The sequence below is a fragment of the Adlercreutzia wanghongyangiae genome (assembly GCF_035989245.1).
Taxonomy (GTDB): domain Bacteria; phylum Actinomycetota; class Coriobacteriia; order Coriobacteriales; family Eggerthellaceae; genus Adlercreutzia; species Adlercreutzia wanghongyangiae.
The window spans coordinates 167,648-191,365 of the sequence record NZ_JAYMFF010000011.1 but is presented as its reverse complement, the minus strand read 5'-3'; the positions used below and the strand labels follow the sequence as shown (position 1 = coordinate 191,365).

Below are 23,718 nucleotides of genomic sequence, written 5' to 3'. Positions count from 1 at the left end.
CAAGGTGAGCCTGTACGCCAACGTCGGCGGCAAGGTCACCCTCTACAACAAGAACCTCGGCGACTAATTGCACGCATCTCAACGGAGGTTGAGCTTAGCGAAGATGCGGGGTGTTCTGACCGAGCGAGTTCCGCAGCGACTGGAAATGCCCAGTGGGCATTTCCACAAAGCGAGGACTGTCTGAGCGAATCAGAATACCGCGCAGCTTCGCCCTCGGTGACCTACAGCAACGATAAGGAGAATCATGAACGAACTTGAGCTGAAGTACGGCTGCAATCCGAATCAGAAGCCCTCGCGCATCTTCATGAAGGACGGCAGCGATCTGCCCATTCAGGTGCTGAACGGCAAGCCCGGCTTCATCAACTTCCTGGATGCCTTCAACTCCTGGCAGCTCGTGCGCGAGCTGAAGGAAGCCACGGGGCTGCCCGCGGCGGCGTCCTTCAAGCACGTGTCGCCGGCTGGTGCAGCGGTGGGCCGCCCGTTGACCGACACCGACCGCGCCATGTACTTCGTGGAGGAGGAAGGCGAGCTGTCGCCCATCGCCTGCGCCTATATTCGCGCTCGCGGTGCCGACCGCCTGTGCTCCTACGGCGACTGGGCGGCGCTGTCGGATGTGTGCGATGCCGACGTGGCGCGCTATCTGGCCAAGGAAGTGTCCGACGGCATTATTGCGCCGGGCTACACCGACGAGGCGCTGGAGATCTTGAAGACCAAGCGCAAGGGCTCCTTCAACGTGGTGCAGATCGACCCGACCTACGAGCCGGCCGAGACCGAGCTGAAGGACGTGTTCGGCATCACCTTCGAGCAGGGCCACAACAACTTCGAGATCAACGAGGCGCTGCTGGAAAACGTGGTGACCGAGAACAAGGAGATTCCCGCCGAGGCGAAGATCGACATGATCGTGGCGCTCATCACGCTGAAGTACACACAGTCCAACTCGGTGTGCTACGTGAAGGACGGCCAGGCCATCGGCGTGGGCGCGGGCCAGCAGAGCCGCATCCACTGCACGCGCCTGGCGGGCAGCAAGGCCGACAACTGGTGGCTGCGCCAGCATCCGCGCGTGCTGGGTCTGCCCTTCGTGGAGGGCATCCGCCGTCCCGACCGCGACAACGCCATCGACGTGTACATCTCCGACGAGTGGGAAGATGTGCTGGCCGACGGCGAGTGGCAGCGCGTGTTCACCGAGCGCCCCGAGCCGCTGACCCGCGAGGAGAAGAAGGCCTGGATTGCCCAGATGAGCGGCGTGACCGTGGGGTCGGACGCGTTTTTCCCCTTCGGCGACAACGTGGAACGCGCCCGCAAGTCGGGCGTGGAGTACATCGCCGAGCCGGGCGGCTCCATCCGCGACGACAACGTCATCGAGGTGGCGAACAAGTACAGCATCGCCATGGCCTTCACCGGCATGCGCCTGTTCCACCACTAAGATTGACCGCGGGGATCGCGGGGCTTATAATAAAGCAGGTGGCCGCCGGTGCGACGGCAGGCCGCCTCACAATACATCACTACTATTGTGACTGAGGGGCCGCTTCCGCTGTTAGGCGGGGGCGGTCTTACTCTTTCTTACGCCGCGCAAGCTCCAACGCAAGATTGAACGCCGCTATTACAACGAGGCAGAACGCGAAAAGATCTGACCAAGTAACCATGGGAACCTCCTGGAGCCAAGAGGTCGGCCCTGCCACCTGCGTATAATATTATAGTACATACGTTCTAATAATTGAAGTGAATTTGTCTTATTGTCGGCCAGTAGCTTTTGCTACACTGGCCAAAAGGCGGAATGCCTGCCCAATCGACGGGAAGGGAGGCGGTATGCGCGTCATCGGTCGGGAGGATCAAGAGCAGCGCGAGCGCGATCAGCTGGCGGAAGACGCGTCGCTGGCGGCCGAGTCCGAGGGACGCGACCGATCGAGCGCACCCGATGTACTGCGTACCGACTACCAGCGCGATCGCGACAAGATTTTGCATTCGAAGTCGTTCCGACGCCTCTCCCACAAAACCCAGGTGTTCCTCGCCTCCGAGGGCGACCATTTCCGCACGCGGCTGACGCATACGCTGGAAGTGGCGCAGATTGCTCGCACCATCACGCGGGCCCTCGGGCTGAACGAGGACCTTACCGAGGCCATCTCCCTCGGTCACGATCTGGGCCACACGCCTTTCGGGCATACCGGTGAGGCGGCGCTCGCGGCGGCCCTGGCCCGCCATGCGGGCATCGACCCGGCCAGTCCCGAGGCGGCGCGGCTCTACCGTCACAACGAGCAGTCGGTGCGCGTGGTGGAGCGCATCGAGAACGGCGGTGCGGGCCTGAACCTCACGGCCGAGGTGCGCGATGGCATCCTGAACCACACGGGGAACCTGCGCGCCGAGACGCTGGAAGGGCGCATCGTGGCCACGGCCGACCGCATCGCATACGTGAACCACGACATCGACGACGCTATTCGCGCGGGCATCCTGCGTGAGGCCGACCTGCCCGAGACCACCCATCGCGTACTCGGCGCCGACCATTCCGCTCGCATCGAGACGCTCGTGCGCGATATGGTGGAAACCTCGACCGCCGAGGGCGACATCCGCATGAGCCAGCCGGTGTGGGATGCCATGATGGAACTGCGGTCCTTCCTGTTCGCCAACGTGTACACGGCCCCGCCCGTGATGGCCGAAGTGGAGAAGGCGACGCACCTCATCGGCGACTTGTTCGACTACTACGCAGCGCACATCGACGAGGTGCCGGCTGACTACCGGGCCATCTCCGATGGCAATGACCTGCGTGCGGTGACCGACTACATCGCCGGCATGACCGACCGCTTCGCCACGAGCACCTATCAGCGCCTGTTCATTCCTCACGCGCTTTCGTATTAACGGGAGGGTGCGGGCTGCGGGCGAAGATGCGGACGATTGCTGCGAGGGTCCGGTCGAGGCGCCTCCGCGAATCCGAGGGTTTGCCATATGTCCGAGTGTCCCGTAGGGGCGGGCTTTAGCCCGCCTGTCCAGCAAGGTTCATATTGGTTGCGGACGGCCTGAAGGTCGCCCCTATGTGGACATCCCCGGGTGTGGGTGTGTGCCTTGCCCCTACGCTGCTGAGCCGGGCCCGCGGGGAATGTCGGGCTGCTTGGGGCGGCGTCTTCCGAGGGCGTCTACCATACGCGCGGCCGCCAAGCCGGCCAGCACCCCCACCACCATGCCGGCCAGCACGTCGGTGGGGTAATGGACGTAGCAGTACATGCGCGAAAGCCCCATAAGCACGGCGGCCACGGTGACGCCGGCGATAAGGCCCGCGGGCGCTTTCGGGTTGCGCGCGAACCACAGAGCTGCCGCCGCGGCAAAGGCGGCCGTCGTGTGGCCCGAGGGGAACGATGAGCCGTGGGGGCGCGGCACGATCATGGCTACGGCGGCGTTCACGTCGCACGGCCGTGGACGCATGATCAGCGGCTTCACCAGCAGGTTTGTGACCACGGCGCCCAGCGCCACAGCTACGAGCACGCCTACGCCGGCTTTGCGGGTGCGGCGGAAGCACAGCAGCACGAGGCCGAGGACAATCCACAGCTCCCCATGGTCGCTCGTGCTGGTGAAAGCGGCCACCAGGGTGTCCAGCCACGGGGTGTGCCACGTTTGCATGATGTCCAAAAGGGCAAGTTCGTTCACGTTTCTTCCTTCCGTTTTCCCATAGCCTAGCCGAGACGGCGTCGTCGGGCAACCGTCCGACTGTCAGCAGATCGGCAGAGGGGCGGCCCGCAAGCCGTCCGCTTTCTCCCGGGGTCTCGTCCGGTTGCTGGATGCCGTTTGCGGCGGCAACCTGCTACGGGCCAGTAACAGGCGGGAAGTGACCGGGGCGCGTTGGCGCGAGAAGCGGTATAGTATGCAATGTCCGAGTCGAGGGTCAGAAGAAGCGAGTCGCTTGGGAGGGATGATTTGCTTTCTGACTGCCCTTGGCTCGGGCATCGTTTTTTATGCTTGTTTCAAGGGAGGCGCTATGGAGGGCTCCGTTGTCGTTGGCGTGGTTGTCGCGCTCGCTGTGCCGTTTCTGGGGAACACCCTGGGTGCGGCGCTGGTGTTCCTCATGCGCCATGGCATGTCCGAGCGATTCACCAAGGCGCTTCTGGGTTTTGCAGCCGGTGTCATGATTGCCGCCAGTGTGTGGAGTCTTATCATGCCGGCTCTGGCGGCTGCCGAAGACTCGGGGTTGCCGGCGTGGCTGCCTGCCACGGTGGGATTTCTGGGCGGTATGTTCCTGCTTCTGGCCATCGATCACTTCACGCCGCACTTGCATGTGGGTTCCGACGAGCCCGAGGGTCCGGCCTCAACACTGAAGAAGCCCGCGATGATGATGGCGGCGCTGGCTATTCATAATCTGCCCGAGGGCATGGCCGTGGGCGTGGTGCTCGCGGGCTTTTTGGCGGGTGACTCCACCATCGCCCTTGCCGCCGTGGTGGCGCTTTCCATCGGTATCGCCATCCAGAACGTGCCCGAAGGCGCCATCGTGTCGCTGCCTTTGGTGGCCAACGGCCTCTCGCGACCTCGGGCCTTTGCGGCGGGCGCCCTGTGCGGCGCGGTGGAGCCAGTGGGCGCTCTGCTCATGCTGGCTATTACGGGGCTTGTGACTCCACTTCTGCCCTATGTGCTGGCCTTCGCTGCCGGGGCCATGATGTACGTGGTCACCGAGGAGCTGATTCCCCAAACCCAGCAGGGGCGTCACGCCAACATCGGCACCATCGGCGTGGCCTTCGGCTTCGTGCTGATGATGATCCTGGACGTGGCCCTGGGGTAGGGACGCCTCGCGTGCCGCGAACTGAGGGTGGCAGGTTGCCGAAACGTTCCCGGGCCTGTCGTGCGCAAAAGCGTATGATAGGGCCATGGCTACTTCAATCGACACATCCCAAGAATCCCACGCCGAGGTGTCGGCACGGCGAGTGTGGGCGCGTTTCATTGGCTATTATGGACCCTACAAGGGGCTGTTCTTCGCCGATCTGGGCTGCGCCTGCGTGCTGGCGGCCATCGACCTGGCCTTTCCGCAGTTTCTGAACTTCTTCACCAAGGAATTCTTCCTGGAATCGCCCGAGCGCATCTTGGGCAGCCTGGGGCTTATTCTGGTGCTGTTCTTGGCGCTGTATGCGCTGCGCACGGGATGCCAGTGGTTCATCACCTGCTGGGGGCACATTATGGGCGCCTACATGGAGGCGGACATGCGCCGCGACTTGTTTGACCAGTTCCAGCGTTTGTCGTTTAGCTATTACGACCGCCACAACACCGGCGCCATGATGGCGAAGGTGACAAGCGATCTGTTCGACATATCGGAATTGGCGCACCATGGGCCCGAGAATCTGTTCATCTGCACGCTGAAGATCGTCGGCTCCTTCGTGCTGCTGTTCATGATCAACGTGCCCCTGACGGCGATTATGCTGCTGGCGACGTTGGTGATGGCGGCGCTGTCGTTTGCGCTGAACTACCGCCGTCGCATGGTGTTTCGCGAGAACCGCGAGCGTATGGCCGGCATCAACGCCACGGTACAGGATTCCCTCGGCGGCATCCGCGTGGTGAAGTCGTTCGGCGGCGAGGCTGCCGAGCGTGAGAAGTTCCGCGGGGCCAACGAGGCCTTCCTGGACACGAAGAAGCGCTCCTACCGATTCCTCGGCGCGTTTCATGCCATGAACTCGCTGTTCATGGGCGTGCTGTACACGGTGACCATCGTGGGCGGTGGCTACTTCGTGGCTCAGGGCACCCTGGCTGTGACCGACCTGGCCATTTACGCACTGTACATTGGCATCTTCATCTCGCCCGTTGAGCAGCTGATCAACTTCACCGAGACGTTGCAGAAAGGCTACGCGGGCTTCCGCCGCTTCATGGAGGTGCTGGACGAGCACCCCGATGTTGCGAACCGCCCGGGAGCCGTGAGCCTGGCTGTGGCCGATCCCGCCGAGCGCGGCCATGTGGAGTACCGCGATGTGCGGTTCGGCTACAGCGCCGACGATCCGGTGCTGCAGGGACTTTCGCTCGATATTCCGGCGGGCGCGACCGTGGCGCTCGTGGGGCCGTCGGGCGGCGGCAAGACCACCACCTGCTCGCTTCTGCCCCGCTTCTACGATGTGGACGCGGGCGCGGTGCTGATCGACGGTGTGGACGTGCGCGATGTGACGCTGGAATCGCTGCGCGAGGCCATCGGCATCGTGCAGCAGGACGTGTACCTGTTCGGCGGCACGGTGGGGGAGAACATCGCCTATGGGCGTCCCGGCGCCACCCAGGCCGAGATAGAGGAGGCGGCCCGCAAGGCCAACATCCACGAGTTCATCTGCTCGCTGCCCAACGGCTACGACACTCTGGTGGGCGAGCGCGGGGCGCGCTTGTCCGGCGGCCAGAAGCAGCGTATCTCCATCGCGCGCGTGTTTTTGCGCGATCCGCGCATCCTCATTCTGGACGAGGCCACGAGCGCGCTCGACAACGAGAGCGAGCACGCCATTCAGGCCTCGCTGGCGGAGCTCTCGCGCGGGCGCACCACCATGACCATCGCGCATCGCCTGTCCACCATCCGCAGCGCGAGCCTCATCGCCGTAGTGGAGGACGGCCGCGTGGTGGAGCAGGGCACCCACGACGAGCTGCTGGCCCGCGGCGGCACCTACGCCCGCTACTACCGCATGCAGTTCGGGGAATAGGGCGATTTTCCTTCCGTGGAGAAAGCGCAGGTCGGTTCACGGAACGGCCACGGCTTCCCCCGTGTTTCGTGACAAGGCGCCTGCGTTCGCGCTGCAGGCCGGCGCAGGGGCGTAGGCTGGGGCCGTATGCAGTGCGCGCCCTCCCTCCGCGCCCTTAGGTCGGAGGCGGCGCGCGTCGAGACTAAGGAGCCTACCATGGTAGAGACCAGCCCCTCCTTCACCGTCACCATGAACGATGGGAAGAGCGCCGCGCCGGAATGCCCCGTGCCCGAGCCCGCGAGCAAGGACATGACCTGGACTGACGGCAAGCAGACCATCAAGTACACCGCCACCGCCGAGATGCTTCCCCTGCACACCGACGACGGCACCCTCATCGGGCACATGTTCGCGCTGTCCTATGTGAGCGACCAGGCGGACAAGTCCGACCGCCCCGTCACCTTCTGCTGGAACGGCGGCCCGGGCGGTTCGTCGGCCATGGTGAACATCGGCGGCCTCGGCCCGCGCCGCGTGCCCATCAACACGGTGAAGCAGCTGCCCTGCCCCACGGCCCCCGAGGACAACCCCTACTCGCTTCTCCCCTCCACCGACCTGGTGTACCTGGACGCCATGGGCACCGGCTACTCGAAGGTGGCCGAGGGCTACGATCCCAAGAAGGTGTGGGGTGTCGACGGCGACGCCGACGCCTTCATGCGCGGCATCGCCCAGTGGCTCACCACCCACGAGCGCTGGAACACGCCGCTGTACCTGTACGGCGAGTCCTACGGCACCATGCGCAACTCGGTGCTCATGCGCGTGCTCGGCGAGCGCGGCATAGCGCTGACCGGCGTGATCGAGCAGTCCACCATTCTGGACTACGCCCCCACCCTTTCCGGCAACGACCTGTACTACATGGGCATGGTGCCCGTGTACGCCGCCACCGCCAACTACTTCGGCAAGGCCGGTGCGGGCGTGGACCAGTTCGAGTGGTTCGATAAGGCCTGGAAGTTCGTGGACGAGAAGTACGGCCGCGCGCTTATCGCGAGCGACTCCATCACCCCGGCCGAGGAGCACGAGCTGGCCGCCGAGATGAGCGAGCTCATCGGCCTTCCCGCCGAGTTCATCGAGAAGCGCCACCTGCGCATCGAGCTTGACACCTTCCGCAAGAACATCCTGGCCGACGAGGGCCTGTTCTGCGGCCGCTATGACATGCGCTTCACCGAGCCGGCTTATATGGACGTGCAGGGCGACAACGAGTTCTTCGCCGGCGAGGACCCCTCGGGCGACGCCATCATGACGCCGGACCAGTCCGCCTGGATGAAGCTCGTGCAGGAAACCGGCTTTGCGGGTTCGTCCATCAACATGCTGCTTTCCATGAAGGTGAACGAGGAATGGAACTGGACGCACCAGGCCCCCGGCACCATGGGCAGCCCCACCTGCCCGAACACCGCCTACGACATGGGCACGGCTTTGCGCCGCAACCCGTTCTGCCGCGTGCTGTTCTTCGGCGGCATCCACGACGCCGCCACGCCGTTCTGGAACGTGAAGCACTCCGTCTCGAAGATGTTCCTGCCCGAGTCCATCACGAGCCGCATCGAGTACAAGGTGCACGAGAACGGGCATATGGCCTACGAGGATCTGCCCACGCTTGAGAAGATGGTGCCCGAGCTGGCCGCCTTCTACGAGAAGCGCCACGAAGCTTAAGGGCAACCTTCGCGATTGAGGCAATCAGTGCAGATCGGCCCCCAACTTGCAGAAATGCGAGTTGGGGGCCGATCTGATTAGGTTTGATGCTGAAAACCCGGTCAGATCGACGGCCAGCTTGCATTTTGCGGGAGAAAAACCGGTCAGATCGGCGGACAGCTTGCAGAAGTGCAAGATGATGCGCGATTTGACCAGGTGGCATCGCGGCGAAGATGCGAAAGGCGCGGAAAGTGCGAACTTGCAGGGCCGGAACTTCCGCGGGCTCAGTTTTGCGACCAGCGTTCGCTTTCGTCGTACCAGATGAACAACTCGTAAACGCGCAGGCTGGGGGCGATCACGTAGGTTTCGGGAGTGAAGCCGAAGGCCGGGCTGGTGCCGTTGACCACTTGGGTGCCCAGCAGCATCTCGGGGGTGGCCTGGGTGCGGCCGCTCTCGGCGGCAATGCGGGCCGCGTCGGCGGGATGCTCGTCCAGCCAGGTTTCGGCCTGCGCTTCCACGGCGGACATCTCCCCTAGCAGGGCTTGGCGGCGCAATTCGCGCAGCTCGTCGATGCGATCGTAGTAGTCGGTGCGCACACGCGGGGTGCGTACGCCCTCGGTGACGTACAAGCGCACCAGCTCCATGGGCATGCGCTGGGCCAAATCGTGCAGGGCGGTATTGAACTCGCGGGATTTCCGCCAGGTGGAACGGGCGAAGGCTACTTCGGTCGTCGTCATGAGGGCTCCTTGTTTTGCGGGTGTGCTGCGGATGAAGCCAACGGGCACACTATAGCACGCACGAGGACGCTATTTTGGCTTGAAAAGCACGGTTTTGTGACAACGAAGGCCGCTTCGGTTCGAAAATACATTACACTGCAGACATTTTCCCAGATGGCGCATGACGCCGTCGCAAAAAATGAGCGGTCTTGGTTACAAAACCGTGCTTTTCAAGCCAAAACAGCGCAAAGCGGCTTGTTGCGTTTACGGAAATCTGCACAGCCGATTCCCGTTGCGCATTGGCAAAGGGGTCGAAAGGCCGCTACTATGGTTCGCGAGAGAAAACGCGGCCGCCCGAGTGCGCCGCCGAGGCCAAGGAGGCTGGCAATGGACAACAAGCGCGTCATCGAAGTGAAGAAGAACATCCTGGCGGCCAACGACGAGGCAGCCGATGCCTTCCGCGCGGCGCGCGTGGCCGACGGCACGTTCTTCGTGGACGTGATGGCCTCGCCGGGCGCCGGCAAGACCACCATCCTTTTGGCCATCATCAAGGAGCTGCGCAGCCGCGGCGTGCAGGAGCTCGGCGTCATCGAGGCCGATCTTGAGAGCGACGTGGACGCGCTGAAGATCAAGGAAGCCGGGGTGGAGTCGGTGGAGCTGAACACCCGCGGCGTATGCCACGTGGAGATGGGCATGGTGGAGGCCGCCTTCCAGGCCTTCGGAGGTGAGCGCTTCGACTACTTGTTCTTGGAGAACATCGGCAACCTCGTGTGCCCGGCCGACTTCGACACCGGCGCGCATACTCGCGTGATGCTGCTGTCGGTGCCCGAGGGCTGGGACAAGGTGATGAAGTACCCGCCCATGTTCGCTGCTGTGGACGCGCTCATCGTGACCAAATGCGACTACCTGCCCTTGAACGAGGATTTCGACATGGATCGTCTGAAGGAAGAGGCGCGCCGGCTGAACCCGACGCTTAACATCTTCATCACCAGCGCCCGCACTCACGAGGGCATTCCGGAGCTCGTCGACTGGCTGCAGGCCCAGCGCGCCGAGAAACTGGGGCTGTAGGGCCTCGTGCAGTCGGTCTTGCGGCTGGCGCGGAGCGGACGGCAACAGATCTGACGGCAACGAAAAGCGCCGGGGCCCGACTGCGATCGGCCCCCGGCGCTCTTCGTTGCTCCCAACGCAAAGACGAGGCCCCGCAGGGCCCCGTCGATAGGGAGGGTGAGGAAGATCGAAGGCGCTTACTCGGCGGCGCCGGCCAGAAGCTTCGCAACGTGGCGGCCCTCAACCGAGCTGCGGCCGCTAGCCACGCCCACGATGTACTCGGGGTAGTTGCCCGAGAAGAAGCTGCCCGACACGTCGCCGGCGGCGTACAGGCCCTCGATGACGTTCAGCGCGGGATCGAGCACCTGGCAGTTCTCGTTGATGCGCAGGCCGTCGATGGTGGTCAGCAGCGATCCGCCGAACCAGCAGCCGTAGAAGGGTGCCTGGCGGATGGCAGACAGGCGATAGGCCTCCTTGCCGAAGTCCTCGTCGACCTGCTTGTCGTAAAAGCCGTTGTAGCGCTCCACCTCGGCTAGGAAGTTCTCCTTATCGGCACCTTCGAAGCCCAGCATATCGGCGAGCTCTTCAAGGGTGTCGGCCTTCATGAGGATGCCGGATTCCTGAGATGCGGCCGTGTACTCGTCGAAGGTCAGACCTGCCTCGATGTAGGGCACGGTGCGCGAGCAGCCGACGGTTTCGAAGCGCAGCATGTCGTCCATCATGTTGCTGTCGTACACCTGGCACCATACGCCGCCGGGCTGATAGTTGGCGGCAAAGCAGATGAAGTCATAGGGAGTGGACTCGTTGGCGAAGCGCTGGCCGCGGCGGTTTACCTTCATGAACGGCTGGCTTCCGATGTTCTCCTGGAAGATGTTGCCGGGCAGCACCGCGTCGTCGGCGTCGCTCACATAGCCAGCGTCAACACCGGGGGCCACCGCGCCGCGGTCGAAGATCATGGGGGCGGCGTCGATGTCCTTCGAGGCACCGGCCCACAGGCCCGCGCGAATGCCGTCGCCGGTGCAGGTGGGGTTGAAGCTGGAAGCGGTGCAGCAGGCCACCGTGGAAGGCTGCAGGGCGCGCATCATAACGGGGTTGGCCGCGTAGCCACCGGTGGCAAGCAGCGTGTTCTTCGCGTTGATCTGCTTGTAGCCGTCTTTCGTCTTGAAGATGGCGCCCGTGACGGTGCCATCGCCGTGGAGGAGCTTCACCATCTCGTGCTCGAACAGGATGTCATGACCTTGGCCGGCCAAGCGCTCGGCGATGGTGTCGTTGCGCGTCGGGGGAACGTAGGAGGGCTCCCACAGGTGCTGCACGTAGGGCACGTAGTAGTCGGTGCCGCCGGTGGCATGCGCGGGGGGCATGTCCAACATGACCTCCTTGCCCTGGTCCTTCATGACCTCGGTGACCCAGTCGACGTACTCGGCGCTCTCGTCGATCCACAGCTTGATGAGCTTCTGGTTGCATTTGCCCGAAGCGTAGCGCGTCAGCTCGTTCAGCAGCTTGGCGCCATCGACGGTCACGTTGTTCTCCTTGGCATAGGAGGTGTTCACGCCGCCGAGGTACTCGCGCGTCTCGGGCACCTGGTTGGCCTTGTCGCAGACGATGAAGTCCATGCCCAGGTCTCCCGCGGCACCGGCGGCTGCCAGGCCGGCCGTGCCGGCGCCGATGATGAGGAAGTCGGTCTCGATGGTCTCGGCGATGTCGCCTTCGGCAACTTCGGGCTCCTCGCCGAGCCATGCGGGGTTGCCGCTTTCCGCGGGCGCACCGGTTTCGCCCAGATCCGTTTCGCTTCCGGTCTTTGGAGCGCAGCCGGCCAGGCCCATGGCGCCCACGGCGGCCACGGCGCCAAGTCCGAGGAAGTGGCGGCGATCCAAAGTGAATGCGGTGTTTTCCATAGCTTGTTCCCTCCTCTGGGTTGCTTTTGAGCGCTCGTCGAGCGCAAGGTGCACGATAGCGGGGCCTTGAGGGCGGCCGCCATCCCCTGGGAGCGGCGATTTGCAGTATCACCTCTCGTGGGTGATGCCCTGGACAGGGATTTCGCAGTGAAATTTATCTACGGTTGCTATACTTCTTATCATGAAAAGGGGAGAAAGAATCAGATCGGAGCAAATGTGGGAGATGGCATCGGAGCTCTTCTAGGCAGAATCGAGAGCACCTTCAAGCTGCGTCATGTCGGCATTGGCTTCGTGTGGGCGTGGCTCTACTGCGTCTATGGGACTCCGGTTCTTTTCGACACGACGGGCGTCTCGATTAACGCTGATGGCTCCTGGATCGTATCCGCTGCTACGGTCGTCGTGGCGTTTTTCGCCGGAGGCTTCGCCTTCCGGCGTAAGCGGGTGGGGCCGCGCTCTCCGCTGCCGATTCTCGCACCGTCGGCTCTTTCCCTGGGCACGCTGCTTTCGCTGCTTGGACCTTCAATGGGCGAAGTGGCTGTTGTAAGTGGAGGCGTGCTGACCGGTGCGGGCTATGCTCTTACGAGCATTCTGTGGGCCATGGCGCTTGCGTCTGTTGATGTCGAAGAGCTGGAGGCGGCAATACCGCTCTCTACGTTTGTCACGCTTTTCTGCTCCCTTATTATTCCCGCCTTGCAAACCGAGGTTGCGGCGGTGGTGAGCGCCGTGCTTCCCTTGATTTCGGGCGCTCTGCTCATTGAGTGCTTCAGGAAAGATGGCGCTGCGCCTACCCGGGACGTCGCGTCGGGAGCGCGGTCGGACCGTACTTCGGGGGAGTGGCGCCGCAATGAATCGGGGCGCCGGCATGATAGGACCTGGGTGCCCTACTTGCTGAAAGTGTCGGTGCTGCTGCTTGTCATTTACCTGGTGATTGGGTGGGAGGCGGCAAACTTTTCCTCGAGCAATGCCTTCAGTCTGTTGAATTATGACCTGGCATCACTCGTTTCGAATTTCGCCGCCGTGCTTTTCGCCATCCTCTTGGTGCTCTTCTCGAAGCGGGTGAGTTTTTCGGGACTCTTTCGGTGGGTCATGCCGTTCCTGATTGCCTCCCTCGCTCTTTTTCTCTTTCCCGGTTCTTTTGCCCACTTCGGAACCAGCGTCATCAATTCAACGTGCGATACGCTGATTGAGGTATTGCTGTTCCTGTTTGTTTTGTCGCTTGCGAAGACGCACGGCGCCTCGGCGGCCCTTTGCATAGGGCTGGCGAATGGATTCGTGCAGGTTGGAGTGCTTGCTGGTAATCTTCTGGGAAGATTCAGCGCCGAGGCGGCAGCTCCGTTCGATTTGCACTCTATAGGGTTGGCGCTCATCGCCTTGGTAGCCTTGGCGATGATTGCCATCCCCCAGAAAGATCCCGTGGCGGACGACCTATCGGCGGCTGGCTCCTCGCTGGCTGCCGATTCCGTTGATGAGGCCCTTGCGCGGGCCTGCTTGCGTATCCAGAAACGTTGCGGGCTGTCTGATAGGGAAACTGAGATTGCGGTTCTGCTGGCCAAAGGGCGAACACGCCCCTATATTCGCGAGCAGCTGTTCATTTCCACCAACACGGTGGCCACGCATATTAAGCACATCTACGGGAAGCTCGGCATCCATTCGAAGGAGGAGCTTATCGATATGGTGAACAGTGAGGCTTCTGCGAAGTAGCGCCCTTTAACCGCCCGCACAGGCAAACGCCCCCGCGCTCTGGGAATGGCGCGGGGGCGTTTGCTCGTCTGCTCGATGAGGTGCCGGGCTTGCTGGGGGGGGCGAAAGGCCGTGCGGGGGCCCTATCCGATGAGCATCGGCACCGCATAGAGCAGGGCCACTACGGCGCAGGCGGCGGCCACGACGATCTTCCAGATGCGGTACTCGCGGTCCATGCGCGCGGCCTCGGCGGCGTCGGGCAGCTCATCGGCGCCGGGAAGGGCCTCGGCCACCGACACCGGCGCGGGCTTGCCGTAGCGCGCCTGGCAGATGTAGAACACCGCGAGTCCCAGCGCGCACCAGAGGGCGCCCACCACAAGCGGCTCGGTGCCGAGCTGGCTCATCATGATGGCGTATATCACGATGGACACGGGTGCGCCCACCGCTACGCCCGGCACGCGGAAGGGACGCGCGAGGTCGGGCATGCGGCGGCGCAGTCCCAAGGCCGCGGCAATGCCGATGATGTAGTAGAACAAGTCGGCGAACAGCGACAGCGACGCGATGAAGTCCAGGGTGGAGGTGGCCACGAGCAGGATGGACAGCGCACCGAGCGCGATGATGGCCACATACGGCGTGCGGAAGCGCGGATGCACCTTCGCGAACACGCGGGGCATGGCACCATCGCGAGCCATGGTGAACAGATAGCGCGGCGGCACGGCGATGGAGGCGTTCAGCGTAGAGAAGTCGCCGCCGAAGGCTACGCCGAGGGCCAGCAGCGCCAGCGGGAAGCCGAGGATGCCCGCCGAGATCATGGCGTCGGCGTAGGGCGCGGCCGCGTCGGCCAGGCCCGGAATGGCGTCGACGGGCGTGATGCCTACGAGGAACCACTGGAAGGCGCCGTTCACGGCGAAGATGATGAAGGGCGCGAGCTTCAACGCGCGGGGGATGTTGATGGAGGGGTAGCGAATCTCCTCGCCCATGCCGCAGCAGGTCTCAAACCCCGCGAAGCACCACCAGATCATGGCCACGGCGGCGATGAACCCGAAGGCGTCCATGGAGCCGAGGAAGGTAGGCGCGGTCACGAAGGTGGGCAGGCTCACATTGGGAATCATGGTGATGAACCAGATGGCCGCCACGCTCCAGAAGAAGAACATGAAGCCGTTCTGCAAGCGCCCGGTGGTTTTCACGCCGGCCACGTTGGTGACGATGAACAGCAGAAGGGCCAGGCAGGCAAGCGCCACGTCGGGGATGGGCAGCTCGATGCCGAAAGCGAGAAAGATGGTCTTGAAGTAGTAGGCGAAGGCCAGCGCCTCGCCGCCGGTGACGGCCACGAGCGAGATGATGAAGTTCCAGCCCGCGAGCATGCCTAAGGGCCGGCCGAGCCCCAGGCCCGCGTACTGGTAGGTGCCCCCGGCGTAGGGGAGCGCCGCGCCCATTTCCGCGTACAGCAGCGCCGGGTAGATGGACACGAGCATGGCCACCAGGGTGGCCACGATGACCGCCGGCCCCATGAGGCCCACGATGTTGCCGCCGGTGGTGAACAGTCCCACGCCGATGACGGTGCCCACGGTGATGGTGACGGCCTCGCGCAGGCCGAACTGGCGTCGCAGGGTGGGTTGGGCGGTTGCGGGATCGAGCCCTTCGGGGTTCTCGTAGGGTGCGCTCATGGCGGCTCCTTTGCTTTCGCGGCGGCGGGTTGCGCGGATGCTCCTCGGGGCTGCGGGACGCCAGAACGCCGGGGGTGTGCCGCCGAGCGTTCCGCAGCAGTTGAGATCGCAGTTTTGCCGTGGATGTGCGGCCGCGCAACCCGGCACGGTCGACATGCTGGCAATGCGTCCATCACTATAGTGCTCTATCGTGCTAAAGTAAAGGAAAAAGGTCGGGAATGATGATGGGACTTTCTGCCGCCGATGATTTGATGGGCTCCTGCGGCCGAGCACGAAAGATTTTCGCCTAAAACGGTTTTATCTGAAAATATTTCACGATCGAAATATTTTTTGACCTGGGGTTTAGGCCCAAGGATTCCTTGCGCTTCGGTGGAGGCGCGGCAGGACTACAGGGTAGTGAGCAGCTCCAAGCGCGGCAGGATGTCCTCCTCGATATCGTCGGCAATGTAGGGAGCGGTGCCGTAGCCCTCGTCGCCGAGACGAGCGCCTTCGTTGCGGAGGGCCGGGATGGCCTGTTCGGTGAAGGTGGTCGCTATTCCGCGAAGCACCTTCATGCCGACGCCCAGCTGTTCGGCCAGAACCGCAAAATCCGCGGTCGTCACCCCGTCTATGTCGCTGTGCTCGCCGATGGCCATGCCCATCTCGCGGGAGAATCGGGCGAAGTAGGTTGTGCTCACCAGATCGTAGGCGGGCGCTAACGTGAACGACCTCCAGTCGGGCGCGTAGAGAATAGACATGTTCTTCAGGTGGTTGTCGCAGTTGCCGATCAGGTAATTGAAGAGGATGAGGCTTGCAAAGGCGCGAAGGTCGCGGGCCGGCTCCGCCGAGCGACGGCGAAGGAAATCGGCGATAACCTGTACGCTGCTCGGCTTGAGTTCGCGGTACTTCGCGTGGGGCAGCAGCCCGAATGCCTGGGTGAGGTCCTCTTGGTGCTGCCGCAGCGGCGCAGCCAAGCCGTCGATAGTATCGTTCGAGGTGACCCGACGGTCGTAGCGCTCGACGCAGATGATGGGCTTCAGCGGACTGATGAGGGCGGTTCGCGCCACGTCGAGCCCGCAAGCCGCTGCGCAGGTCATAGAGAGGTGCTCCACCTGCATAAGGTCGATGAGATCCTCCCGAGCGAATTTGACGATGTAGTTCGATGGAGCGCCTCCGACGGGCTGGTACCATCCTTCGGTAATCGGAGCCGACGGGTCGTGAAAGAGGCCGCATTTGCTCTGGGTTCCCGCGAGGGAGAGTCGGGCGGTTTCTAAGGACTCGTCGATCTTGCCCGGTTTCCCGGCCATCTCCTTGATGTGATCGAGAGACACTGTCTCGTAAGAGCGCGTTTCGGCATAGGCAGCGGGGTCGATAATGACGTCGCCCAGGCAATCGAGCCCGCAGACGGCAAGCATGGCGAAATAGTCGTCCTGGGGAATACCTAAGCTGCGGCAGAGATTTTCCAAGGCCGCCCCTTCGGGCAAAAGACCCCGGAAGTAGGGGGTGAGCTCTTCTTCTGCGTAGGGCTCGGCTCGCAGGGGAAGGGAAAGAGAGAGTGGGGCTGCGGCGGGGGAGGCGAGATAGTTTTCGTGGTAGCGGAAGGTGATCTTGCCCTCGGTTCGCGCTAGGGCTCCCATAGGAAGAGGGGCTTCAGGAAAATCGCGGTAAACGATCAATTCCATGGTCATTCTCCTCGTTTCGCGATCATAACGTCGAGTCCCAGGGTGTTGAGCACCTTGAGGGTCTTTTCCAGTTCGGTCGTCGTCTTGCCGTTCTCTAGATTAGAGACGAACGAGAGGCTGACAGCGCACAAATCTGCCAACTCGGTCTGCGTGAGCTTTTGGCGCTTTCGCTCGGCTCGAATGGCCGCGCCGATATCCTTAGCGGTGAAAACGGGGCTCATGGCGTTCCTCTCATTTCTGCGTACGCCGAAATTATGGCAGAGATCGGTCAAATTCATGCGTACGCAGAAAAGTTTGCGAAAATCTCAAAATTCACGCGTACTCAGAAATTTTTCAAGGCCATATCGCTGTGGCATCGTTTCGAGGGCGTGCTTGGTGGAGCGGAGGCTGCATTGGTAACAAAAAGAGCGCCCCTCGTGTAGATTTTTGGACTTATATAGGCAGTTGAACTCGCACCAATGAAGTCTGGGGATGAGTGCGCAAACCCAGTGGTCCATTGCTGAACTGGGAAAACGCTAGGCATGCTACAAGTGAGCGAGTTTTGAGGAAGTCGTCCGCACACTCCCGATGTCTATATAAGTCAAAAAATCTGCATTGAAGGGGTTGTTTTTGTCACCGGTGGTATTTGGCATTGGTTGCTGCCACCAAAAAGGACTTCGAGGTGGCCTTCGGGGGGGGGTATGGTAGGGCGCCGCCCCGGGAGAGGCGGCGCTTGAAGGAACGCTCTTTAAGATTCGTTGCGCGTTTGATGCATCGCGGCCGCGGCCTTGCAAGATGCTCGGGCGAGAGGCTGTACGCTGGATGGAGTGCAACCCTACAGGTCGGCGTACTCCTCGTCGGTGACGGGCCCGCACCACTCGTTGGCGCAGTCGGTGCCCGGGGCTTCGAAGGCCACGTGGCTCATCCAGCTGTCGGCGGAGGCACCGTGCCAGTGCTTCACGTTCGCGGGGATGTACACCACGTCGCCGGCGACGATCTTGCGGGCGAGCTCGCCCCATTCCTGGTACCAGCCCTCGCCGTCGGTGACGAGCAGGATCTGGCCGCCGCCCTCGGTCGCATGGTGGATGTGCCAGTTGTTGCGGCAGCCCGGCTCGAAGGTGACGTTGGCGATGAACTGGGTCTTCTCGGGGTCGGTCAGCGGATTCAGGTAGGATTGGCCCGTGAAGTACTGCGCGTAGGCGTCGTTAGGGGCGCCCAGGCCGAAGATGCCGCCGTGGGCGCCGGGGTTCTCGCAGTCCAGCGGATCGTCGGCGTACACCTTCAGCACCACGCGGAAGGCGGCCCAGGCGTTCGGCCAGCCGGCGTAGAAGGCCACGTGCGTGAGGATGGCGGCCATCTCGGCAGCGGTGACGCCGTTCTTCTTCGCCGTGGCCACGTGGTGCTCGAAGGAGGTGTCGGCCATGCCCTTGGCCACCAGCGTGGTCACGGTCAGGATGGAGCGCGTCTTCAAGCTGAGGTCGTCGCTGCTCCACACCTCGCCGAACAGCACGTCGTCGTTCAAGGCGGCGAACTGGGGAGCGAAGGTGCCGAGCGCATCGCGGCCGGCGGTCTGGACTACTTTGGGCATGGCGGTTCCTTTCTCGATGGGTCGTATCGTGCGCTACAGCTGCTGGTCGAAGGGGGCCATCTGGTCGATGAAGGCGGGCGCCTCTTCGGGCACTGTGTAGTAGGGCGCCTGGGGAATGGCGTCGATGGCGGCCATCTCGGCGCCGGTCAGCTCGAAGTCGAGCACGGCGAGGTTCTGGCGCATATGCTCGGGATTGCAGGTTTTGGGGAAGACCACGTTGCCGTGCTGGATAGACCAGCGCAAGCACACCTGGGCGGGCTCGACGCCGTGGGCCTCGGCGGCGGCCGCGATGGGCGCTAGGTGCAGCAGCTCGACGTCGCCGTGGCCGAGCGGGTACCAGCCCTCGAACACCACGCCCAGGGGCTCCAGTTGCTCTTTCAGCTCCAGCTGGTTGCAGCGGGGGTTCAGCTCCACCTGCAGCACCTGGGGTGCCACCTCGGCTACGGCCAGCACCTCCTGGAACTTGTGAGCCGGGAAGTTGGAAAGCCCGATGGCCCGCACCTTGCCCGCAGCCAAGGCTTCCTCCATCACCTTCCATGCCTCCGTGTAGGGGCCGTAGGGCTGGTGGAGCAGCAGCAGATCAACGTAGTCGGTTCCGAGGCGCTCAAGCGACGCGTCGATGGCGCCCATGCACGTGGCGGTGCCGTAGTCGCGCGGCCACAGCTTCGTGGTAAGGAAGAACTCCTCGCGGGTGATGCCGCTTTCGCGCACTGCCTCGCCTACGGCCACCTCGTTGTAGTAGCCGTTGGCGGTGTCGATGTGGCGGAAGCCGGCCTCTATGGCCTGGGGCAGGTGCTCGGCCACCTCGGCGGAGGACATCTGGAAGACGCCGAAGCCCATGGCGGGAATCGCCACCCCGTTGGAAAGCTTGAAATCGATCATCGCATGCCTTTCTTTTGACGCATAAATCGTTGAAACGCTTTTCATTGTGAAGACGATTGACCGCGTTGTACAATTCCTATTAGTCAAACTACTATGCGTTTGATGCATAGTAATCGGGAAGGAGACAGCCTGTGGAGCTCGAGCAGCTGAGGCAGATGGTCGCCATCGAGGAGGAGGGCACCATGTCGGCCGCCGCCGAGCGGCTTGCTCTTTCCCAGCCGGCGCTCAGCCGTTCCGTTCAGCGCTTGGAGGCCGACCTGGGAGCCGAGCTGTTCGACCGCGGCCGCAACCGCGCGACTATGAACGCCCTGGGGCATGTGGTGGTCGAGCGCGGCCGGGCGGTTCTGGAAGAGGCGCAGAAGCTGCGCGATGCGGTGGACGCGGAGTGCCGCCGTGCCCGGGCCCTGCGCGTGGGCACCTGCGCTCCGGCGCCGCTGTGGAACCTGACGGCGCGTATCGTCGAGCGCTTCCCCGGCGACGTGCTGTCCTCCGAGACCATGACCGAGCGCGAGGTGGAGCAGCGGGTGCTCTCGGGCGCCATCGATTTCGGCATCTCCCGCAAGCCGTTTCTGCTTCCCGTCATCGTCAGCACACAGCTCATGGTGGAGTCGCTGTTCATCGCGGTGCCGCCCGATCATGCGCTGGTGGAGCGCGAGAGCGTCACGTTCGCCGACATCGACGGCACCGACTTCCTCATGCTGGAGGACATCGGCGTCTGGCGCGATGTGCACCGCCGGCACATGCCTCGCTCCCGCCTGTTCCTGCAGAAGGATCGCGAGGTGTACAACCAGATAGCGGCCACAAGTGACCTTCCCATCTTCGTGACGGACATCCCGTCGCTGGCCGGCGCCTTCCCCGATCGCGTGCGTATCCCCATCAGCGACGATGCGGCGAAGGCGACGTTCTACCTGCTCACCCGCGAGGATGCCCCGCCCCGCGTCCGCGAGATAGCCGAATGGGTGGCGCGGGGGTAGGGGGTTGCCGCCGAGGCGCTACTCTCCGAAATAGGCGGCAATCTTTTCCATGCGGGCGCTTTGGGCCACGCCGAAGGGGCAGCGGGCGTCGCAATGGCCGCACTGGACGCAGTCGCCGGCGTGTCGGGAGAGCTCGCGGTAGTGCCGGGCGGCCATCTCGTCACCCATGTTCGCGAGGTCGTAGTACTTGTTGGCGAGTCCGATGGCGATGCCCTCGGGGCACGGTTGGCAGTGGTTGCAGTACACGCAGCGACCCGTGTCGGCCGGCTTGGCGAAGCTGCCGATGACCGAGTAGTCGCGTGCATCGGCGGTGGCGTCGGCAAAGCGCAGGATGTCCTCAAGGTCGGCCAGGCCCCGCACGCCGGGCAGCACGGTGAGCACGCCCGGTTTGTCCAGCGCGTACTGGAGACATTGGATGCGCGTGAGCGCTGCGCCGAAAGGCGAGGCTGCCGCGTCGAGCAGCTGGCCGCCGGCGAAGGGCTTCATGACCGAGATGCCCACCCCGGCCGCCTCGAACTCGCGGTAGAGGGTCGCGCGGTCGCCGGCAGAGCCCTGGCCGTAGGCCGACTCGTCGGTGTAGTCGTACATGGGGTTAAGGGAGAACATGCCCATGTCCATCTTGCCCGTGGCCAGAAAACGCCGCGCGATGGCGGCATTGTGCGTCGAGAAACCCAAATGGCGGATGGTGCCGTCTTCGTGGCGTCGCTCGGCGTATTCCCAAAGAGGCCCGTTCATGACGGCGTCGAAATCGTCGTCCTCGTCGATGCAGTGAATGAACCCGAAGTCGGCGTAGTCGGTGCCAAGGTCCTGCAGACGCTTCTCGAACTGGGCGATGGCCAACTTGGGGTTGCGAATCGCCCAGCCGTACTGGCCGCTTGAGTAGTCCGCGCCCAGGTGCACCTGCAGCATGACCTCGTCGCGGCGACCGCGCAACGCGCGGGCGTAGGGCTCGAAGGCCGCCGCGTCGCTCGGCGCGTAGTCAAGATAGTTCACACCGGCGTCCATCGCCGCGTGCAGGGTGCGCACGATTTCGGACGGGCTTGCGTTGTGGATGCTGCCCATGCCGAGGCCGATGACGCTGATTTGGTCTCCACCATGGGGAAGAGCGCGGTATTCCATGAGGGCTCCTTTGTCGAGAGGTTTGCAGATACCCTAGGTCTTTGAGCTAACTCCAAGTCAAGACTGCATCACGTCAAAGCCGCACCGCGAAAGCGGAAGGACCGAGCCGGTCGCTCAAACCCCTCCTTTTTGCACGAGATATCGAGTTATGAGCGTCTGCTTCTGAAATAAACGAGTTTAGCCCGAAGCGACATTGGCAAAACACCAGGTCAGCGGATTACATGTGATCACGCTCGCATAGATTCATATTCAGCCGGCCTCTCGAGACGCTTATAACTCGCGATTTGCTGCAATTTTCGGGATGTTCGTCGACCGCGAGGGCGAACATGGTGTTCCCGGGCCACCCCATCTGGTGGTAGATGGCGCAATGGGGGGGCCGGGCCCCCTAGGCCGCTGGCATCAGGGCGCGCACGAGGAACTTGCCGGCCAGCACGCCGGCTACGCACAGCACGACGCTTACGACGGCGTAGGCACCCGCGGCCAGGTACTGGCCCCCTTCCAAGAGTTCCAGGGTCTCGAGCGAGAAGGTGGAGAAGGTGGTGAATCCGCCGCAGAGGCCCACCTTCAAGAACAGTACCGCCTCGGGGGAGAGCGCCGCGCGGGCAGGCGCAGCTGCCTCCACTACGGCGCCGATGACGAGGGAACCTGCGAAGTTGATGAGCAGCGTGGTCAGCGGCAGCCCCGGCCACAGGGGCACCAGCCCCAGCCCGTAGCGCGCCACCGCCCCCAAAAATCCGCCTGCGCCCACGTACAGCACGCTCAGCATAATCGGCCTCCTTCGTCTCGCAACTGCCGATCCAGTATAGGCCAATGGGCGCGCGATGGGGCCTTCTGACGCATGACGGGTGTGCGGCGGCGCTTACCTGCATTCGCCCAGGTGCGCTGGGCACCGTTATTGCACGCCAAGCGAGCAAACGACGAGCAGCAGTGCCAGGAAGGCGAAGTTCAGGGTAGCGAAGAGGCCGAGGAAGCGGGCTGTCGAAAGTTCGGGCAGGGTGCGGGCTTGGGGGAAGATCTTCCGGACGCTCGTGAAGTGCTGGAGAGTGATGAGGCTTGCGAGCGAGCCGACGAGAGTGCCGGCGCCGCCGATGTTCACGCCGACGAGGAGCGGCTGCCACGCGCTGGTGAAATGCGAGAGCAGCACGGCGGCGGGCACGTTGCTGATGATTTGGCTGAGGCCCGCGCTGGCGAGAAGGCCGTGGTCGGCCATGAGCGCGCCAAGCCATGCGTTCAGCTCGGGAAGGCGGGCGAGGTTCCCAGCGAATACGAAGAAGCACGCGAACGTGAGCAGCAGGGGGTAGTCGACGGAGGCGAGGGCCCGACGATCCGTCGCGGCGAGAACGGCGATGACGACGAGGGTGGCCGCCCAGGACGGCACGACGCCGAACACGGCGAGAATCGTGAGCAGGAAAAGCGCCAGGTAGGCAACGAGACGCCGGCGGCTTAGGCAGCCGAGTGAGGTTGACTTCCGTGCCACGGCCGCCGGGCTGTCGGGAGAAGCGGCTTTATCGGTTCCCGCGCCCCTGGCGTTGCCCGCGACCGCGCCGGAGGCCGCTGTCCCGTCGCGCTCCGTGCTCGCCTGCGGTTTCTCGCCGCTTTCCTCCTCGGAGCCTGCGCGCGTTAGGGTCAGGGTGCAGGCGATCACGCCCGCCGTGGAGACGGCGAAGGGGAGCGCCATGGTACCGAGGAAGTCCCGAAGGCCCAGGTCGTAGTACGAGTACAAGTACAGGTTCTGAGGGTTCCCGAAGGGCATGATCATGCCGCAGAGGTTCGCCGCGATTCCCTGGAGCGCGAAGACGGCGGGAAGAATCCGCGCCTGGCCTGCCGCCATGAGGGTCGCGGCGGAGAGCGGCAGCATCATGATGAGGGCCATGTCGTTGGTGGCCACCATGGAAAGCGCGGCTGTGGTGAGCACGAGGGCCAGGGCAAGGGCGCTTGGCGTGCGGAAGCGCCCGATAATGGCGCGGGCTCCGTGGTCGAAGGCGCCCATGAGCCGGAAGGCGCTTGCCACGGTCAGTACGCAGAACAGGCATTCCAGGGTTCGCCAGTCGAAGTAGCTCCAGTACGCCTCGTCGGGCGCTACCGCCACCATGGAGGCGGTAGCCGCCAGAGCTGCGGCGACGAGCACCCCGTGCTCGCGGACAAAGAGCCACGCGCGGCGCGAAAAGCCCCTCACATTCCCTCCAACCTGCCTTCCAGTTTCGCTACACTGGACA

The 23,718-nt window shown here is 63.6% G+C and carries 19 protein-coding genes; 8 read left to right on the top strand and 11 right to left on the bottom strand.

The window, feature by feature from the left end; genetic code table 11:
• The first annotated feature begins 244 nt into the window (after positions 1-244).
• Together VIN30_RS06935 and VIN30_RS06930 are read left to right on the top strand one after the other, a co-directional pair.
• A complete protein-coding gene (locus VIN30_RS06935; protein WP_338210335.1) occupies positions 245-1,423 on the top strand; it encodes a phosphoribosylaminoimidazolecarboxamide formyltransferase in 1,179 nt (392 codons plus the stop codon).
• Between the two features lie 383 nt (positions 1,424-1,806).
• On the top strand, positions 1,807-2,850 hold the full coding sequence (locus VIN30_RS06930) for a deoxyguanosinetriphosphate triphosphohydrolase (RefSeq protein ID WP_338210333.1): 1,044 nt from the start codon (positions 1,807-1,809) through the stop codon (positions 2,848-2,850).
• 210 nt (positions 2,851-3,060) lie between these two features.
• Here VIN30_RS06930 and VIN30_RS06925 read toward each other — a convergent pair whose 3' ends face one another.
• The gene (locus tag VIN30_RS06925) at positions 3,061-3,633 is read right to left on the bottom strand and encodes a phosphatase PAP2 family protein (RefSeq protein ID WP_338210331.1); all 573 of its coding nucleotides are present in this window, start codon (positions 3,631-3,633) and stop codon (positions 3,061-3,063) included.
• Positions 3,634-3,961: 328 nt separating this feature from the next.
• Between VIN30_RS06925 and VIN30_RS06920 the strand changes: the two genes are divergently transcribed.
• The 3 genes from VIN30_RS06920 to VIN30_RS06910 all read left to right on the top strand — a co-directional run bounded on the left by VIN30_RS06920 (position 3,962) and on the right by VIN30_RS06910 (position 8,315).
• The gene (locus VIN30_RS06920; RefSeq protein ID WP_338210329.1) at positions 3,962-4,756 is read left to right on the top strand and encodes a ZIP family metal transporter; all 795 of its coding nucleotides are present in this window, start codon (positions 3,962-3,964) and stop codon (positions 4,754-4,756) included.
• Between the two features lie 85 nt (positions 4,757-4,841).
• A complete protein-coding gene (locus VIN30_RS06915; protein ID WP_338210327.1) occupies positions 4,842-6,635 on the top strand; it encodes an ABC transporter ATP-binding protein in 1,794 nt (597 codons plus the stop codon).
• A 195-nt stretch (positions 6,636-6,830) separates the two neighbouring features.
• On the top strand, positions 6,831-8,315 hold the full coding sequence (locus VIN30_RS06910) for a S10 family peptidase (protein WP_338210326.1): 1,485 nt from the start codon (positions 6,831-6,833) through the stop codon (positions 8,313-8,315).
• A 263-nt stretch (positions 8,316-8,578) separates the two neighbouring features.
• Here the strand turns inward: VIN30_RS06910 and VIN30_RS06905 are convergent, their stop codons facing one another.
• Positions 8,579-9,031, bottom strand: coding sequence for a hypothetical protein (locus VIN30_RS06905; protein WP_326426213.1), 453 nt, complete (start codon positions 9,029-9,031; stop codon positions 8,579-8,581).
• A gap of 366 nt (positions 9,032-9,397) precedes the next feature.
• On the opposite strand from VIN30_RS06905, the gene hypB reads away from it, so the two are divergent.
• Positions 9,398-10,078, top strand: a complete 681-nt coding sequence (gene hypB / locus VIN30_RS06900; protein WP_338210323.1) for a hydrogenase nickel incorporation protein HypB — start codon at positions 9,398-9,400, stop codon at positions 10,076-10,078.
• A gap of 176 nt (positions 10,079-10,254) precedes the next feature.
• Here the strand turns inward: hypB and VIN30_RS06895 are convergent, their stop codons facing one another.
• Positions 10,255-11,952: an FAD-binding protein gene (locus VIN30_RS06895; RefSeq protein WP_338210321.1), complete on the bottom strand. Its 1,698-nt coding sequence runs from the start codon at positions 11,950-11,952 to the stop codon at positions 10,255-10,257.
• Positions 11,953-12,099: 147 nt separating this feature from the next.
• On the opposite strand from VIN30_RS06895, the gene VIN30_RS06890 reads away from it, so the two are divergent.
• Positions 12,100-13,653 carry a helix-turn-helix transcriptional regulator gene (locus VIN30_RS06890; protein WP_338210319.1) on the top strand — a complete coding sequence of 518 codons (1,554 nt, stop codon included), beginning with the start codon at positions 12,100-12,102 and terminating at the stop codon, positions 13,651-13,653.
• Between the two features lie 122 nt (positions 13,654-13,775).
• Here VIN30_RS06890 and VIN30_RS06885 read toward each other — a convergent pair whose 3' ends face one another.
• The 5 genes from VIN30_RS06885 to VIN30_RS06865 all read right to left on the bottom strand — a co-directional run bounded on the left by VIN30_RS06885 (position 13,776) and on the right by VIN30_RS06865 (position 19,409).
• Entirely contained in the window at positions 13,776-15,299 is a 1,524-nt protein-coding gene (locus VIN30_RS06885) for an APC family permease (RefSeq protein ID WP_338210317.1), read from the bottom strand.
• 386 nt (positions 15,300-15,685) lie between these two features.
• The gene (locus VIN30_RS06880) at positions 15,686-16,960 is read right to left on the bottom strand and encodes a HipA domain-containing protein (RefSeq protein ID WP_338210316.1); all 1,275 of its coding nucleotides are present in this window, start codon (positions 16,958-16,960) and stop codon (positions 15,686-15,688) included.
• Positions 16,961-16,962: 2 nt separating this feature from the next.
• Positions 16,963-17,181, bottom strand: a complete 219-nt coding sequence (locus VIN30_RS06875) for a helix-turn-helix transcriptional regulator (RefSeq protein WP_338210314.1) — start codon at positions 17,179-17,181, stop codon at positions 16,963-16,965.
• Between the two features lie 593 nt (positions 17,182-17,774).
• Positions 17,775-18,527: a carboxymuconolactone decarboxylase family protein gene (locus VIN30_RS06870; RefSeq protein WP_338210312.1), complete on the bottom strand. Its 753-nt coding sequence runs from the start codon at positions 18,525-18,527 to the stop codon at positions 17,775-17,777.
• A gap of 33 nt (positions 18,528-18,560) precedes the next feature.
• Positions 18,561-19,409, bottom strand: coding sequence for an aldo/keto reductase (locus VIN30_RS06865; protein ID WP_338210311.1), 849 nt, complete (start codon positions 19,407-19,409; stop codon positions 18,561-18,563).
• A 131-nt stretch (positions 19,410-19,540) separates the two neighbouring features.
• Between VIN30_RS06865 and VIN30_RS06860 the strand changes: the two genes are divergently transcribed.
• Complete coding sequence (locus tag VIN30_RS06860; protein WP_338210309.1) at positions 19,541-20,383, top strand: LysR family transcriptional regulator; 843 nt, start codon at positions 19,541-19,543, stop codon at positions 20,381-20,383.
• 18 nt (positions 20,384-20,401) lie between these two features.
• Here the strand turns inward: VIN30_RS06860 and VIN30_RS06855 are convergent, their stop codons facing one another.
• From VIN30_RS06855 to VIN30_RS06845, 3 genes are all read right to left on the bottom strand, one after another.
• Positions 20,402-21,502, bottom strand: a complete 1,101-nt coding sequence (locus tag VIN30_RS06855) for an aldo/keto reductase (protein ID WP_338210307.1) — start codon at positions 21,500-21,502, stop codon at positions 20,402-20,404.
• 385 nt (positions 21,503-21,887) lie between these two features.
• Positions 21,888-22,268: a fluoride efflux transporter CrcB gene (gene crcB, locus VIN30_RS06850; RefSeq protein WP_338210306.1), complete on the bottom strand. Its 381-nt coding sequence runs from the start codon at positions 22,266-22,268 to the stop codon at positions 21,888-21,890.
• A gap of 126 nt (positions 22,269-22,394) precedes the next feature.
• A complete protein-coding gene (locus VIN30_RS06845; protein WP_338210304.1) occupies positions 22,395-23,678 on the bottom strand; it encodes an SLC13 family permease in 1,284 nt (427 codons plus the stop codon).
• Positions 23,679-23,718 lie beyond the last annotated feature (40 nt).